Raw genomic sequence first — 15,373 nt, forward strand, 5'->3', positions numbered from 1 at the left:
CGAGACGGCCCGGGAGCGATCCCGGGCCGTTTTCGCGTTCAGAACGGAATGTCTTTGGCCTTGCCGATGTTGTCCTTGGTGGTTCCGGGCGCGACGTTGGCGTCTCTGTACTGGCGATAGGCTTCCTTGCGAGCGGCGCTGCGGTCCCAGGCGCGCCCCGCCTCGGGATTGGCCCCGGCGGTCACCGGCAAGGCGCCGCGATCGGCCGCGCGGGCGGCGAGGCGGTCCTGGCATTCGGCCAATTCCTCGCCTTTCAGGGTCATGGCGCAGCCGATCCCGGCCCGTCTGAGGGCGGCGCGAAGATCGACGACCACGCTTTCGGGAGCAAGCTTCACGGGCGGTGCCGGAGCCTGTGGCTCTGGCGGAGCCGGGGCCAGGTTCGAGAGCGGCGGGAAGGGGAAAGTCTTGGCCCGCCGTGGCTGGGGATCGCTACGGCGCAGGCGGGCGGCGATCTCGGCCGACAGCTGCATCTCGATCAGGCCCTCGTCGAGGGGCTCGCGGTACTGAGGTTCGGGCGCGCGCAGGCCCAGCCAAGCGAGGATCGCGGCGTGGACCAACAGCGATAGGGCGGCGACCATTGTCCACCGCAACGCCGTTCTCGTCGCTCGCCCTCGCCGCATGACCGAGCTTGGCTATGGGCAAGAGGCGAAATCGTGGCGGTTACTGGCGTTTGCCGATGCTCTTGCGCAGGCCGGGGTAGTCGGCTTCCATCCTGCGATAGGCGTTGTAGTTGTCCTTGTCCGCCTTCTCGCGGTCCATGGCCGTCAGCTTGCCCTTGTTGATTCCCAACAGGGGAGAGGTGGCCTCGGCCTGGTTGGCGCCGGCGCGTTCCAGACACTTGTCGCGTTCGGCCTTGGTCAACTTCACCGCATCCTGGTTCGCGCAGCCGACGCCGGACCGACGCAGGGCGGCCCGCAGGCCCCCTTCGGCCCCGGGCAAGGGACCGGGCGAGATTCCATCGCGCTGAACGGTGAAGTCGCGACCCGCCGCCCCGCCTCCGCCAGCGCCGGCGGGCGGCGCGCCCGATCCGGCGGGGGGAGCGGACGGCCCCGGAACGGGCGCCATGCGAAGGGGCGCGACCGTCGTATTGGGCGCGTCTTCATCCACCTTGCGCGGGCGTGGCGGAGCGGGCTTGGCCGCCGGCGCCGAAACCACGGGAGCGGGGGCTGGAGGGGCGAGGGGCGGCCTTGGCGGCGCAGGTGTCGGCGGGGCCGGTATGGGCGCGGGCGGGGCTGGTGAGGGCGGCGCGGGCTGCGGCGAGGGCTGGACAGGCCGCGGGGGTGCAGGAGTCGGGGGCGCCGGGCGCGGCGGAGCCGGCGCGGGCGGCGTGGGGGCGATCACCACCCGCTGTTCGGGTTGCGGCGGGGACGGAGTCGGCTGTGGCCGCGGCGGAACGGGCATGACCACGGGCGGCACGGATGGAGGCGGTGGCGGCGTCTCTTGCGGAATCTCCTGGGGATCGATCTCGCGCAGGGCGAAGTCGGGGATCGGCTCGACCGGCGGCTCCGGCGGCAGGGTGAAGAGCTCGACGTCCACGGCGGGGGGCTCTTGCAGTTCGGGCAGTCTGTAGGGGTTGGGGATATGGCTTCCGAACCAGGCCAGGACGGCGATATGCGCGGCCAGGGACACAGTGAAGATCGCCGCATCGCGATTGCGGTTGCGCCTCTTCGCTATGGCTTGCCTGCGTGTCGCCAAGACCCGTCGCCCCTCGCCCTTATGCTCAAGCTTTCGCAGCCCGTTTAGGTTCCATTGGGATAAGGCCAAATCGCGGCGCCCAACAAACGCCTTGGACCTAGCGGAACTCCACGACACAACTAAATCAAGTCGAACCGGGAGGATCTATATGCCGCTTCTGCTCTGCCCCAACTGCAACACCTCGATGCAGGCCGTCGCTCGCTCGGGCGTGGAACTTGATATGTGCCCGACCTGCCGGGGCGTCTGGCTGGATCGCGGCGAGCTGGAGAAGATCCTGGCCGCCGGTCGCGAGGATCAGGGCGAGGCCCTGCAGGCCCGCGAGCGATTCGAACGGGAGGTGGACGGCTTCCATCGCGATCCGGAAGCCTGGAAGCGCAGCCACCCCTATGACGACCGCGAGCGCCGCCACCGCTACGACGGCGACGACTATTATCGTCACAAGAAGAAAAAGAAGGGCTTTGACCTCTTCGACATCTTTGACTGACAACGGCTTGCGGCGGTCCGAAACGAAGCATTAACCGTTTCGGCCGCCTGCTTGGCGGTTCCGGCCTCAAACTCTTGACGCGCCGGGCCTTCGCGAGTATCAACCGCGCTCTTTTCGAGGGCCGGTCTCGCACCTGCCCCCGAAAACCGGATGTCCCGCACGGACGATCAGGCCCGCCGGAAGCGCTGAGTTCAGCAGCCGGCGAGTTTTCGCGTTCAGCGGTCCTAGAAAACCGGACCACAAACAAGGACCCCCGAGACGCCTCGGCCGAAAGGCACACGTCTCCACGAGCACGGAATAGAATGCCTACGGTCAATCAGCTCATCCGCAAGCCGCGCCAACCTAAGCCGGCCCGGAACAAAGTCCCCGCCCTTAAGGGCTGCCCGCAACGCCGCGGCGTTTGCACCCGCGTCTACACCACGACGCCGAAGAAGCCGAACTCGGCTCTGCGTAAGGTCGCCAAGGTGCGCCTGACGACCGGCATCGAAGCGGTTTGCTACATCCCCGGCGAAGGCCACAACCTGCAGGAGCACTCGGTGGTGCTCATCCGCGGCGGCCGCGTCAAGGATTTGCCCGGCGTTCGCTACCACATCCTTCGCGGCGTCCTTGACACGCAAGGCGTCAAAGACCGCAAGCAGCGCCGTTCGCTCTACGGCGCCAAGCGTCCGAAGTAAGGAAGACCGATATGTCCCGCCGCCGCCGCGCAGAGAAACGTGACGTTCTTCCGGATCCCAAGTTCGGGGATCTCGTCGTCACCAAGTTCATGAACTACGTGATGTACGAAGGCAAAAAAGCCGTCGCCGAAAACATCATCTATGGCGCCTTCGACATCCTCGAAGCCAAGCGCAAGGACCAGGGTCCCCTGGAAACCTTCCACTCGGCCCTCGACAACGTCGCGCCGTCCATCGAAGTCCGCTCCCGCCGGGTCGGCGGCGCCACCTACCAGGTGCCCGTCGAAGTCCGTCCGGACCGTCGTCGCGCCCTGGCCATTCGTTGGCTGGTGACCGCCGCTCGCAAGCGTGGTGAAAACACCATGACCGAGAAGCTGGCCGGTGAACTGCTCGACGCCTCGAACAACCGCGGCACCGCCGTGAAGAAGCGCGAAGACACCCACAAGATGGCGGAAGCCAACCGGGCGTTCTCGCACTACCGCTGGTAACCTTTCTTACCAGACCCTTTCAGGCGCGGGCGGTTTGAGATAAACCGCCCGCGCCGCACGTTTTCCGCCCCGTTTCTGCAAGGCGACCGCAATGCCCCGCACGCATAAAATCGAAGACTACCGCAACTTCGGCATCATGGCCCACATCGACGCGGGCAAGACGACCACGACCGAGCGGATCCTCTACTACACCGGCAAGTCCCATAAGATCGGCGAAGTCCACGACGGCGCCGCGACCATGGACTGGATGGAGCAGGAGCAGGAGCGTGGCATCACCATTACGTCGGCCGCCACGACCGCGTTCTGGAACGACAAGCGCCTGAACATCATCGACACCCCCGGGCACGTGGACTTCACGATTGAAGTCGAGCGCTCGCTGCGCGTCCTCGACGGCGCCGTCACCGTGCTGGACGGCAACGCCGGCGTGGAGCCGCAAACCGAAACCGTCTGGCGTCAGGCCGACAAGTACAAGGTTCCGCGGATCGTCTTCGTCAACAAGATGGACAAGATCGGCGCCGACTTCGACAAGTCGGTCGAGTCGATCCGTGACCGTCTGGGCGCCAAGGCCGTGCCGATCCAATTCCCGATCGGTTCGGAATCGAACCTGAAGGGCCTCGTGGACCTGGTCCGCATGAAGGCCGTGGTCTGGGACAATGACGGCCTGGGCGCGTCGTTCCGCGACGAAGAAATCCCCGCCGACCTGATGGACAAGGCCGTCGCGGCCCGCGCCTATCTCGTCGAGAACGCCGTCGAAATGGACGACGAGGCGATGGAAGCTTATCTGGGCGGCGAAGAGCCCTCGGAAGCCACCATCAAGAAATGCCTGCGCAAGGCCGTTCTGGAAGGCGCCTTCTATCCGATCCTCTGCGGCTCGGCCTTTAAGAACAAGGGCGTGCAGCCCCTGCTCGACGCCGTCGTCGACTACCTGCCTTCGCCGGTGGACATCCCGCCGACCAAGGGCATCGACTTCAAGACCGAAGAAGAAGTCGTTCGTCGCGCTTCGGACGATGAGCCGCTGTCGGTCCTGGCGTTCAAGATCATGGACGACCCGTTCGTCGGTTCGCTGACCTTCTGCCGCATCTACTCGGGCAAGCTCGAGACCGGCATGAGCCTGATGAACTCGACCCGCGACAAGCGCGAGCGCGTCGGCCGCATGCTGCTGATGCACTCCAACAACCGCGAAGACATCAAGGAAGCCTACGCCGGCGACATCGTCGCCCTGGCCGGCCTCAAGGACACCCGCACGGGCGACACCCTGTGCGATCCGCTGAAGTCGCCGGTCATCCTGGAGCGCATGGAGTTCCCGGCCCCGGTCATCGAGATCGCGGTCGAGCCGAAGTCGAAGGCTGACCAGGAAAAGCTGGGCGTCGCCCTGGCCAAGCTGGCCGCCGAAGATCCGTCCTTCACCGTCTCGACCGACTTCGAGTCGGGCCAGACGATCCTGAAGGGCATGGGTGAACTGCACCTGGACATCAAGATCGACATTCTGAAGCGGACCTACAAGGTCGAAGCCAATATCGGCGCGCCGCAGGTGGCCTATCGTGAGAGCCTGGGTAAGAAGGTCGACATCGACTACACCCACAAGAAGCAGACCGGTGGTACCGGTCAGTTCGCCCGCGTCATGATCACCTTCGAGCCGGGCGAGCCGGGCTCGGGCTTCGTGTTCGAAAGCGCCATCGTTGGCGGCGCGGTGCCCAAGGAATACATCCCGGGCGTCGAAAAGGGTCTGGAATCGGTCAAGGACAACGGCCTGCTGGCTGGCTTCCCGCTGATCGACTTCAAGGCGACCCTGACGGACGGCAAGTATCACGACGTCGACTCGTCGGTCCTGGCCTTCGAAATCGCCGCTCGCGCCGCCTTCAAGGAACTCCGCGAAAAGGGCGCTCCCAAGCTGCTCGAGCCGATCATGGCCGTGGAAGTCGTGACGCCGGAAGAATACCTGGGCTCGGTCATCGGCGACCTGAACGGTCGTCGTGGCATGATCCAGGGCCAGGACATGCGCGGCAACGCCACGGTGGTGAACGCCTTCGTGCCGCTGGCCAACATGTTCGGCTACGTGAACACCCTGCGCGGCATGTCTCAGGGCCGCGCCCAGTTCACCATGCAATACGACCACTACGATCCGGTGCCGCAACACGTCGCCGACGAAGTGATCAAGAAGTACGCCTAAACCACCCCAGAAACCCAACCACTGAAGGCCCCTCTGGGGTCCTGGAGCTAAGAAAATGGCCAAGGAAAAGTTCGAACGTAACAAGCCGCACTGCAACATCGGCACGATTGGTCACGTTGACCATGGCAAGACGACGTTGACGGCGGCGATCACGCTGACGCTGGCCAAGACGGGCGGCGCCAAGGCGATGAACTACGCTGACATCGACGCTGCGCCGGAAGAGAAGGCTCGCGGCATCACCATCAACACCGCGCACGTGGAATATGAGACGGCCAACCGTCACTACGCCCACGTCGATTGCCCGGGCCACGCCGACTACGTGAAGAACATGATCACGGGCGCGGCGCAGATGGACGGCGCGATCCTGGTGGTTTCGGCCGCTGACGGCCCGATGCCGCAGACCCGCGAGCACATCCTTCTGGCCCGTCAGGTCGGCGTGCCGGCTCTGGTGGTGTTCATGAACAAGGTCGACATGGTCGACGACGAAGAACTGCTCGACCTGGTCGAGATGGAAGTTCGCGAGCTGCTGTCGTCCTACCAGTTCCCGGGCGACGACATTCCGATCACCAAGGGCTCGGCCCTGGCGGCGGTTGAAGACCGCAACCCGGAAATCGGCCAGGAGCGCGTTCTGGAGCTGATGGCTTCGGTTGACGCCTACATCCCGCAGCCGGAGCGTCCGGTGGACCTGCCGTTCCTGATGCCGGTCGAAGACGTGTTCTCGATCTCGGGCCGCGGCACCGTGGTCACGGGCCGCGTCGAGAAGGGCATCGTGAAGGTCGGTGAGGAAGTCGAGATCGTCGGCATCCGTCCGGTCCAGAAGACGACCTGCACGGGCGTGGAAATGTTCCGCAAGCTGCTGGACCAAGGTCAGGCTGGCGACAACGTGGGCGTGCTGCTGCGCGGCACCAAGCGTGAAGACGTCGAGCGCGGCCAAGTGCTGTGCAAGCCCGGCTCGATCACGCCGCACACCAAGTTCGTGGCCGAAGCCTACATCCTGACCAAGGAAGAAGGCGGCCGTCACACCCCGTTCTTCACCAACTACCGCCCGCAGTTCTACTTCCGCACCACGGACGTGACCGGGATCATCAAGCTGCGCGAAGGCGTGGAAATGATCATGCCGGGCGACAACGCCGAGCTGGACGTCGAGCTGATCACCCCGATCGCCATGGACCAGGGCCTGCGCTTCGCCATCCGCGAAGGCGGCCGCACCGTCGGCGCCGGCGTGGTGGCCAAGATCGTCGAGTAGTCCCTACTCACCGATCTCAGCACCTGCTGAACGACAAGAACCCTCCGGAGAAATCCGGAGGGTTTTTTGTTCGTGGCTTCAGCGAACGAAGCTCCGCCGGAATCGCTTGTCGGCTGGCGGATCTCGGCCTCCTAATCCCGCCCGGGTCAAACTTCCTGGGGGAACGGGATGTCGAATTTCACTGTCCATAACCGTCGCACGCTGCTCACCGGAGCCGCCGCCGCGACCCTCTTCGCGCCGGGTCTCAGCTTCGCCGCCGCCGCCAGCGACATGGTGGCCATCCGCAAGGCCGCCGAGGCCGGCTACGACGCTTCGGTCAAGCGCATCCAAGACTGGATCGCCCTGCCGTCCATCGCCGCCGAGAACCGCGACATGGACAAGGGCTGCGACTACATGATGGCGCTGGCCAAGGACGCCGGTTTCCAGCACGTGGAGAAGGTGCCTACCGATGGCGCGCCGGGCGTATTCGCCACCCTGGACGTCGGCGCCAAGCGCTGGCTGGCCGTGTACTTCATGTACGACGTCAAGCAGTACGACCCGGCCGAGTGGTCGTCGCCGCCGCTGGAGGCCCGCATCGTCGATAAGCCTGGCTTCGGCAAGGTGATCGTCGGCCGCGGCGCCGTGAACCAGAAGGGGCCCCAGGCCACTTTCCTGGCCGGCCTGCACGCCATCCGCGCTGCCGGCAAGAAGCCTCCCGTCAATCTGGTTCTCGTCTGTGAAGGTGAGGAGGAGATCGGCAGCCCGCACTTCCGCCAAGTGGTCACCAAGCCCAACGTTCTGGCCGCCCTGAAGAAGTGCGAGGGCGTGGTCATCCCCGCTGGCTGGCAGAGCCCCAGCAATGGCGGCGTCAGCGTCAACCTCGGCGCCAAGGGCGTGGTCGAGTTCGAACTGGTCGCCAGCGGCGCCAAGTGGGGCCGCGGCCCCAAGACCGACATCCACTCCAGTGAAAAGGCGCGTGTCGACAGCCCGGCCTGGCGCCTGGTCCAGGCCCTGACCACCCTGGTCACCCCGGACGGTAATAACCCCGCGGTCGACGGCTACTTCGAGAAGGTCCGCCCCCTTACCGCGCGTGAAAAAGAGCTGATCGCCCTGGCCGCCAAGCAGATGAGCGAGGCGGACGCCAAGAAAGCCCTGGGCGTCGACAAGTGGATCGACGACCTGCCGTGGGAACAGGCGCTGGAACGCCTGGCCTCCCAGCCGACGATCAATATCGAGGGTCTCGTCTCCGGCTATACCGGCCCCGGCGGCAAGACCGTTCTGCCGGGCAGGGCGGTCGCCAAGATCGACCTGCGCCTCGTGCCAGACATGACCTATGAGGACTCGATCGCCAAGATCCGGGCCCACCTGGACAAGCGCGGCTTCCAGGACATCGAGCTCAATGTCAGCGGCGGCTACGATCCCACCGAGACCGACGAGAACAGCCGCCTGATCCGCGCTCAGCTGAACAGCTACAAGCGCCTGGGCGTGCCAGCGTCGGTCTATCCGCGTCTGGCGGGGTCCTGGCCGGGCGCGGTGTTCACTTCGCCGCCGGTCAGCCTGCCTGCCGGCCAGTTCGGCCTGGGCCACGGCAGCGGCGCTCACGCGCCCAACGAGTACTACGTGATCGAATCCTCGAACCCCAAGGTCGAGGGTCTTGTCGGCGGGGCCATGAGCTATGTCGACCTGATGTACGAGATCGCGTCGATCAAATAGGGAGCCAAATCGCGCCCGCGCCGTTTTGGCCTCCCATGGGGGCAAGCACGGCCATACGCAGGATCAGGAAGGCCTTCGGCGTTTATACGCCGATCGCCTGCCGCCTGGGCTACATCGCGCGCGGTCTTGTCTATCTTAGCGTCGGGGTCCTTGGGGTGATGGCCGCCCTGGACCTGACGCCCCGCGCCGCCGGGACGAAGGGCGCGATCGAGGCCTGGGCCAAATGGCCGGCTGGCTATGCGATGATCGCCGCAATCGCGGCCGGGCTGTGGGCCTTCGCCGGATGGCGCGCCCTTCAGGCTGTATTTGACGCCGACGATCAGGGGTCCTCGCCTAAGGCGATCGCCTCGCGCATCGGCCAAGCGATCAGCGGCGTGGTCTATGGCGGCCTTGGCCTGTTCGCCTTCGAACTGCTCGATGAGCTTGAGGACTTTGGCGAGGCCGACGAGGAGCAGGCGGCGGAGGCCATGGCCTTTGAACTGATCCGTCTGCCCTATGGCGAATGGCTGTTGGGGGCGGTCGCCCTGTTCATCCTAGGGGTGGCGGCCGGCAACCTGATCCAGGCCTTCGCCAAGGACTTCAGCGCCAAGCTCGGCTGTCACCGGACGATGAAGGGCTGGGCGCTGATCCTGGGCCGGTTGGGCTATGGCGCGCGGGGCGTGGCCTTCCTGCCCATGGGCTTCTTCATGATGCGGGCGGCGTTCGCCTTTCGGGCGTCGGAGGCTGTCAGCCTGGGCGGCGCCCTGCAGGCCATCGAGCGGCAGCCCTTCGGCTCGCTGGGTCTTGCCGTAACCGGGCTTGGGCTGATGGCTTTTGGCGGGCTCGCCCTGATCGAGGCGCGCTACCGCCGGATCAAGGTGGACTAGCTTGGCGATCAAAGAGAAAGGCCCCGGATTGCTCCGGGGCCTTTTGTTTAGAGCCGGTCGGCAGGGGCCGTCTTGCCGGGCGTCTCGCGAGGTGTGACCCAGCGCGCCAGCTTTGGCCGCAGCCAGGCCTCGAAGTCATCGACGATCTCGTAGACCACCGGGACCAGCACCAGCGACAGCACCGTGGAGGTTATCAGGCCGCCGATCACGGCTACAGCCATCGGCTGGCGGAACTCCGCCCCCTTGCCGATGCCCATCGCCGTGGGAAGCATGCCCGCCATCATGGCCAGGGTTGTCATGACGATGGGACGCGCCCGTTCACGGCAGGCCTCGATGATGGCGTCCCGCTGGCTCTTGCCGGCCCGTTCCTCCTCGATGGCGTACTCGACCAGCAGGATCGAGTTCTTGGCCGCCAGACCCATCAACATCAAAAAGCCGATCAGCGACGGCATGCTCAGCGACTGGCCTGTGATCAGCAGGGCGAAGAACGCGCCGCCGATGGCCAGGGGCAGGGCCGACAGGATGGTGACCGGCTTGAAGAAGCTTTTGAACAGCAGAACCAGCACGCCATAGACGAGGCCGATGGCCGATAGCAGGGCGACCGCAAAGCCGGTGAACAGCTCCACGAACGCTTCCTGATCGCCTGCCGAGGCCGGAGTGACCCCGGCCGGCAGCTTCTTCATGGTCGGCAGGTTGTTGACCTCGGTGATCGCCTGACCGAGCTGCGCGCCGTTGTCGAGGTCGGCTTCGATGGTCAGCTGACGCTTGCGGGCGAAGCGGTCGATCTTGGCCGGGCCGGCCTGGAACTCAACGTCCGCCACGGCGTCGAGGCGGGTGGTGGAGCCATCAGCCGTGGGGATGCGCAGGGCCTTGATCGCCTCGATGTCGCGGCGCGAGTCCTCGGCCAGACGGATGCGGACGGGCACCCGGCGCTCGCCGTCGGTCAGCTTGGCGACGTTGGCGTCGATATCGCCCACCGTGGCCACGCGGGCGATGGCGGCGATATCGGCCGAGCTCACGCCCAAGCGGGCGGCCTCATCGGAACGCGGCCGGATCACGATCTCCGGCCCGCTGGGGGGCGAGGAGGGACGCGGATCGGCCACGGTCTTCAGGCCGCGCATCTCCCGCTCGACCTGCAGGGCCGTGCGCTCCAGCAGTTCACCGTCTTCGGCGGTGAGGATGGTCTGGACGTCCGAGGTGCCCCAGTCGCCCAGCAGATTCACGCGGGCGTCGGGGATGTCGTGCAGACCGTTGCGAACCAGTTGCTTGATCTCGGTCACGGTCAGGTCGCGCTTGTCCTTCAGCACGATGGTCACCGTGGCGTCGCGCAGGTCCGAGCCGCTTTGACCGCCCCAGCCGCTGCCGATGTTGGAGCCGACCTGGGCGAAGACGTGAGCGGTCTCCTCGCGGCCTTCGAACATGCGGGTGACGGACTGGATCGTGCGCTCCATGACGGGCGCGGTGGCCCCAGGAGGGCCCTGGACCTTGAGGTAGTAGTAGTTGGCGTTGCCGGCCGGCTGGAAGGCCGTTGGCAACAGGCCAGCCAGCATGATCGAGCCGATGAAGATGACGCCGCCGATGATGCAGCTGACGATCCGATGATCCAGCGCCCAGTTCAGCAGGGCGGGATAGCGGCCCTCGAACGGCTTGCGCGGGTGCGGGTTGGTGACCGGCTTGAGGAAGTAGGCGGCCAGCAGCGGGGTCAGCAGGCGGGCCACCACCAGCGAGAACAGGACCGCCACGGCGACGGTCAGGCCGAACTCCTTGAAGAACTGGCCCGGCATGCCCGGCATGTAGGACACCGGCACGAACACCGCGACGATGGTGAAGGTGGTCGCCACGACCGCAAGACCAATGGCGTCGGCGCCCTCGATCGCCGCCTGATAGGGCCGTTGACCGCGGCTGACCCGCTTTTCGATGTTCTCGATCTCGACGATGGCGTCGTCGACCAGGATGCCGATGACCAGGGTCAGGGCCAGCAGGGTCACCACGTTCAGCGAGAAGCCGGCGATCGCCATGAAGGCGAAGGTCGGGATCAGCGAGACCGGCATGGCCAGGGCGGTGATCGCCGTGGCGCGCCATTCACGCAGGAACAGGAACACCACCAGCGACGCCAGCAGCATGCCTTCGAGCAGGGTGTGCTCGGTGGCGGTGAAGCTGGCGCGGGTGTCATCGACGGTCGAGAAGATCTTGGTGAAGGTCACGCCGGGATTGTCGGCGGCCAGCTTCTCGATGGCCTTGGCCACGCGGTCTTCGACGGCGACGTCGCTGCTTTCGCGGGTCTTCATGACCTGGAAGGCGACGACCGGCTTGCCGTCGAGACGGGCGAAGCCACGCACCTCGCCAGAGCCGTCGCCCACCTGGGCCACGTCGGTTAGCTGCACGAAGCGGCCATTGCCGGTGGGGATGGTCAGGGCGCGCAACTGTTCGATGGTCTCGGCGGCGCCGAGCACGCGCAGGGTCTGTTCGCGGCCGCCGATCCGCACCCGTCCGCCGGGGGAATCGATGCTGTACGCGGCGAGGGCCTGGTTCAGCTGGGGCGCGGTGACGCCTTGAGCCGCCATGCGGTCGGGGTCGACGATGACGTTGATCTCGCGGTTCACCCCGCCGACGCGCGCCACCTGGGCGACGCCCTTTTCACCCTGCAAGGCGCGGGTGACGGTGTCATCGATGAACCAGGACAGCTCCGTCGGGGCCATGGAGGGCGCGGCGACGGCGATGGTCATGATCGGGGCGGAGTCGATTTCCAGCCGCTGAACGGTCGGCTCGTCGATCTCACGCGGAAGCTGGGCTCGCGCCTGATCGACCTTGGAGCGGATTTCGTCGGTGACTTTTTGCAGGTCCTCGCCCAGTTCGAACTCGACCGTGGTGGTCGAGGCGCCCTGGACCACCGACGAGCGGATGGTCTTGACGTTAGAGATGCCGGCGATCGCGTCCTCGATGGGACGGGTGATCTGGGTCTCCATCTCGCCCGGCGCCGCGCCGCTCTGCGTGACGGTGACCGTCACGGCGGGGAACGAGACGTTGGGGAACTGTTTGACCGGCAGGGACAGGTACGCCCCGATCCCGACGATCACCAGGGCGATGAACAGCAGGGCTACGGGCGTCGGATTCCTGATCGCCCATGCCGAGATGCGAAGTTGCGAGCCTTCGGGCGCCATCAGCGCGTCGCCTTCTGATTAGGGGCGCCGGCGGCGCCTTCGACGGGACGCACGACGTCGCCGTCGAGGGCGAAGGCCGCGGCGCCGAGCAGGACGCGGGCGCCGGCGGGCGGACCCTGGACCAGTTCGACGAAGCCGCCGCCGCGCTGGCCAGTCTTCACCGGCACTTGCTTGACCTTGTTATCGGCGCCGACCGTGGCGACCGAGGCGCCTTCGGCGTCATAGCGGACCGCCGTTTCAGGCACGGCCAGGACTTCACGACCGCCGCCGCCGAACACGGCGCGGGCGAAGCCGCCAGCGCGCAGGTCGGCGCGGACGGGAAGGCGAACGCGAACGCGGCCGAGCTGGGTCTGGGCGTTGATCTGCGGGCTGATCAGGCGAACCGTGCCCTGGACCTGGGTCCCGGCGGGCAGGGTCACCGTCACCGGCGAACCGACGTTCAGCTTCGAGAGGTCCGCCTCATTGAGTTCGGCGTCTAGTTCGATCAGCTGGTCGCGGGCGATGCGGAACCACGGGGTCGTGCCGCCGCCCGATACGTCGCCGGGCCTCACGGTGCGTTCCAGCACCACGCCGCCGACGGGGGCGGTAATGGTCATGCGCTCGGAGCGAGTGCGAAGCTCCTTCAGCGCCGCCTGCTGCGCCTTGGCCGTATAGCGGCGGGTTTCAATCTGTTCTTGGGACAGCACGCCCTGGCCGTCGAGGCCAGCCACGCGGCGAGCTTCCGCCTCCGCCTGTGCGGTCACGGCGGCCTGCTGATCGACCTGTGCGCGCAACAGGGTGTCATCGAGCTGGGCCAGTGGTTGGCCGGCGCGGACCACAGCGCCTTCCTCCACCAGCACGCGAGCGACGCGATAGCCCGAGAGCTCGGAGCCGACGGCGGCCTCCTCACGTGGGATCAGGCGACCTGAGGCCGTAAGGCCCGAGCCCAGTGAGCGCAGCTCGACGCGGGTCACCGTGACCGTGCGCGCATCGCTGGAAGCATTAGCCTCAGCCTTGTCCGCTTCCTTCTTGCCGCAGGCGGCGAGGCCGACGGCCAGAACCAGGGCGGCGGTCGTCCAGGGGCGAAGAGTGCTCATGCTTGGGGCTCTTTGACGGGGGTCTTGGCGGCCGAAGCGGCCTTTTGATCAAGCGGGGTCCAGCCGCCGCCCAGGGCCTTGTAGGCCTGGACGGTGCGGGTCAGGGACTGGACCTGGGCGCCGGTCAGGGCGGTGCGGGCGGCGCGCCAGTTGGTTTCGGCGGTCACAGCGGCGGTCAGGTCGTCAAAGCCCATGTCGTAGCGCTTGCGCGCGGCGTCATACGCCTTGCGGGCGCGGGCTTCGCCCGCGGTCAGCAAGTCTACGCGACGATGGTCGGCGGCCAGCCGCACGAGTGTGTTTTCGGCCTCGCCATAGGCGTCCTGCACAGCCTTTTCGTAAGCGACGACGGCCTGCTCGGCGCGGGCGCGGGTCGCCTTCTCCTGGGCCAGCAGCTGCGGGATATCCAGGATCGGCTGCATCAGCGTGCCGCCCAGGTACCAGGCGCGTGTGGTGCTGGAGAAGCCCGGCTGTTCGTTCCGTGTCAGGCCGATGCCAGGCGTCAGGGTGAAGCGGGGGAAGAGGGCGACCTCACTGCCGCGCAGGGTGCCGGCGGCGGCGCGCAGGCGGGCTTCGGCCTCACGGATTTCCGGGCGTCGCTCCAGCAGTTCGCCAGGAACAGAGGTCGGGACAGGCGGGGCGACCGGCACGGCGGCGGGAGCCGGCAGGCTTTCCACCGGATCGATGCCGCGACCCGCCAGGATCAACAGGGTCCGCTTGGCCGCTTGCAGTTCGGCTTCCAGGTTGGCGGCCTGGGCGTTGGACTGGGCCAGCGATGCGGCGGACTGGTCGGCTTCGGACGATGGCGCCAGACCGGCGGCGGCGCGCTTTGAGGCCACCTGGTAGAGGTCGTTCTGCAGGCGCGCGGTCTGGCGCGCGTCTTCCAGCTGGATAGCCAGCCCACGGGCCTCGAAATAGGACTGGGCCACATTGGCGGCCAGACTGGCGCGCGTGACCTCATAGTTGAAACGCGCGGCGGCATAGTCGGCATCAGCCACCTGACGGGCGGCGCGGCGGGCGCCGAAGAAGTCCAGCTCATAGCTGACGTCGAAGTTCAGGCCGTAGCTCTTGGAGACGCCGCTGTTGGCGAAACCGGGAATCTCCAATTGCGTGCCGTCGATCAGCTTGGTCTCGGTGCGGCGTGCGGAGCCGTCGAGGGCGCCGTCGGGCAAGTAGACATCCCACAGGGTTCCGCGGCGGGTGGCGCGCGCTTCCTCCAGCCGGGCGGCCGCGCTACGGGCGTCCGGGCTGCGGTCGAGCGCGGTCTGGATCAGGACCGTCAGTTCGGGGTCGCCGAAAGCCGTCCACCATTGGTCCAAGGCGATGGCGTCCGCTGGCGCCGGGGCGGCCGGGGCTTGATAGGCGGCCGGCAGTGTCAGGTCTGGTTTGCGCGGCGGCGTGCCGCAAGCGGCGAGCACCAGCGGAGCCAGCGCCGCAACGCCCAAAATTCTACTTTTCATCGGCTCCCCGCCTCCGCGCCGATGAAGGCCCATGGGCCGAGCAGCGCTACGCAACGGGCGGAAAATAGTCCCGGTCGGTGACGCTTGCCATACCGCGTGAGCCGATTTGCGGCAGCAGTGAGTGATTGTGACCCGAACGCCTCATGCGGCGCGCAAATCCAAGCGCCGGTTGACGTTGCTTCGAAACATACCGCATCATCGAAACAAGTGTTCGTCAGGAGGGGTCTGGCGTGATGCGTGCGTGTTCTCCTTCGCGATTGAAAGCCGCGCCTTGGCGCGGTCAGCGAAGGATTGAGCCGATTGGAGCCGTAAATGGCCCGGCGCAAAGCCGAACTTCGTTCCTCCAAAAGATACCGCTCATTCTGTT

At 66.6% G+C, this 15,373-nt stretch carries 12 protein-coding genes; 7 read left to right on the top strand and 5 right to left on the bottom strand.

The window, feature by feature from the left end; genetic code table 11:
* Positions 1–38: 38 nt before the first annotated feature.
* The gene (locus tag O5K31_RS04360; RefSeq protein ID WP_269716101.1) at positions 39–578 is read right to left on the bottom strand and encodes a hypothetical protein; all 540 of its coding nucleotides are present in this window, start codon (positions 576–578) and stop codon (positions 39–41) included.
* 82 nt (positions 579–660) lie between these two features.
* On the bottom strand, positions 661–1,695 hold the full coding sequence (locus tag O5K31_RS04365; protein ID WP_269716102.1) for a hypothetical protein: 1,035 nt from the start codon (positions 1,693–1,695) through the stop codon (positions 661–663).
* 148 nt (positions 1,696–1,843) lie between these two features.
* On the opposite strand from O5K31_RS04365, the gene O5K31_RS04370 reads away from it, so the two are divergent.
* The 7 genes from O5K31_RS04370 (at position 1,844) to O5K31_RS04400 (ending at position 9,312) form a co-directional block, all read left to right on the top strand.
* On the top strand, positions 1,844–2,179 hold the full coding sequence (locus O5K31_RS04370) for a TFIIB-type zinc ribbon-containing protein (RefSeq protein WP_269716103.1): 336 nt from the start codon (positions 1,844–1,846) through the stop codon (positions 2,177–2,179).
* Positions 2,180–2,481: 302 nt separating this feature from the next.
* Positions 2,482–2,853: a 30S ribosomal protein S12 gene (rpsL, locus tag O5K31_RS04375; RefSeq protein WP_269716104.1), complete on the top strand. Its 372-nt coding sequence runs from the start codon at positions 2,482–2,484 to the stop codon at positions 2,851–2,853.
* Between the two features lie 11 nt (positions 2,854–2,864).
* Positions 2,865–3,338, top strand: coding sequence for a 30S ribosomal protein S7 (gene rpsG, locus O5K31_RS04380; protein ID WP_269716105.1), 474 nt, complete (start codon positions 2,865–2,867; stop codon positions 3,336–3,338).
* A 91-nt stretch (positions 3,339–3,429) separates the two neighbouring features.
* Positions 3,430–5,508 carry an elongation factor G gene (gene fusA / locus O5K31_RS04385; protein WP_269716106.1) on the top strand — a complete coding sequence of 693 codons (2,079 nt, stop codon included), beginning with the start codon at positions 3,430–3,432 and terminating at the stop codon, positions 5,506–5,508.
* A 55-nt stretch (positions 5,509–5,563) separates the two neighbouring features.
* Positions 5,564–6,754 (top strand): elongation factor Tu, encoded by a 1,191-nt coding sequence (tuf, locus tag O5K31_RS04390; RefSeq protein WP_269713723.1) that lies wholly within the window; start codon positions 5,564–5,566, stop codon positions 6,752–6,754.
* Positions 6,755–6,922: 168 nt separating this feature from the next.
* Positions 6,923–8,446, top strand: a complete 1,524-nt coding sequence (locus O5K31_RS04395; protein ID WP_269716107.1) for a M20/M25/M40 family metallo-hydrolase — start codon at positions 6,923–6,925, stop codon at positions 8,444–8,446.
* 35 nt (positions 8,447–8,481) lie between these two features.
* A complete protein-coding gene (locus tag O5K31_RS04400) occupies positions 8,482–9,312 on the top strand; it encodes a DUF1206 domain-containing protein (protein ID WP_269716108.1) in 831 nt (276 codons plus the stop codon).
* Between the two features lie 47 nt (positions 9,313–9,359).
* Here O5K31_RS04400 and O5K31_RS04405 read toward each other — a convergent pair whose 3' ends face one another.
* Genes O5K31_RS04405 through O5K31_RS04415 form a run of 3 tightly spaced genes read right to left on the bottom strand, consistent with a single transcriptional unit; the run spans position 9,360 to position 15,006 of the window.
* On the bottom strand, positions 9,360–12,473 hold the full coding sequence (locus tag O5K31_RS04405; RefSeq protein ID WP_269716109.1) for an efflux RND transporter permease subunit: 3,114 nt from the start codon (positions 12,471–12,473) through the stop codon (positions 9,360–9,362).
* Positions 12,473–13,549 (bottom strand): efflux RND transporter periplasmic adaptor subunit, encoded by a 1,077-nt coding sequence (locus tag O5K31_RS04410; protein ID WP_269716110.1) that lies wholly within the window; start codon positions 13,547–13,549, stop codon positions 12,473–12,475. The genes O5K31_RS04405 and O5K31_RS04410 overlap by 1 nt, the downstream gene beginning before the upstream one ends.
* A complete protein-coding gene (locus O5K31_RS04415) occupies positions 13,546–15,006 on the bottom strand; it encodes an efflux transporter outer membrane subunit (protein ID WP_269716111.1) in 1,461 nt (486 codons plus the stop codon). Before O5K31_RS04415 ends, O5K31_RS04410 begins: the two co-directional genes overlap by 4 nt.
* Between the last annotated feature and the right edge of the window lie 367 nt (positions 15,007–15,373).

The organism is Caulobacter sp. NIBR2454, assembly GCF_027474405.1.
Lineage (GTDB): Bacteria > Pseudomonadota > Alphaproteobacteria > Caulobacterales > Caulobacteraceae > Caulobacter.

Coding starts and splice junctions, on each gene's coding strand:
- O5K31_RS04360 (WP_269716101.1), bottom strand. CDS start 578: ATGGTCGCCGCCCTATCGCTGTTGGTCCACGCCGCGATCCTCGCTTGG.
- O5K31_RS04370 (WP_269716103.1), top strand. CDS start 1,844: ATGCCGCTTCTGCTCTGCCCCAACTGCAACACCTCGATGCAGGCCGTC.
- rpsL (WP_269716104.1), top strand. CDS start 2,482: ATGCCTACGGTCAATCAGCTCATCCGCAAGCCGCGCCAACCTAAGCCG.
- rpsG (WP_269716105.1), top strand. CDS start 2,865: ATGTCCCGCCGCCGCCGCGCAGAGAAACGTGACGTTCTTCCGGATCCC.
- fusA (WP_269716106.1), top strand. CDS start 3,430: ATGCCCCGCACGCATAAAATCGAAGACTACCGCAACTTCGGCATCATG.
- tuf (WP_269713723.1), top strand. CDS start 5,564: ATGGCCAAGGAAAAGTTCGAACGTAACAAGCCGCACTGCAACATCGGC.
- O5K31_RS04395 (WP_269716107.1), top strand. CDS start 6,923: ATGTCGAATTTCACTGTCCATAACCGTCGCACGCTGCTCACCGGAGCC.
- O5K31_RS04400 (WP_269716108.1), top strand. CDS start 8,482: ATGGGGGCAAGCACGGCCATACGCAGGATCAGGAAGGCCTTCGGCGTT.
- O5K31_RS04405 (WP_269716109.1), bottom strand. CDS start 12,473: ATGGCGCCCGAAGGCTCGCAACTTCGCATCTCGGCATGGGCGATCAGG.
- O5K31_RS04410 (WP_269716110.1), bottom strand. CDS start 13,549: ATGAGCACTCTTCGCCCCTGGACGACCGCCGCCCTGGTTCTGGCCGTC.
- O5K31_RS04415 (WP_269716111.1), bottom strand. CDS start 15,006: ATGAAAAGTAGAATTTTGGGCGTTGCGGCGCTGGCTCCGCTGGTGCTC.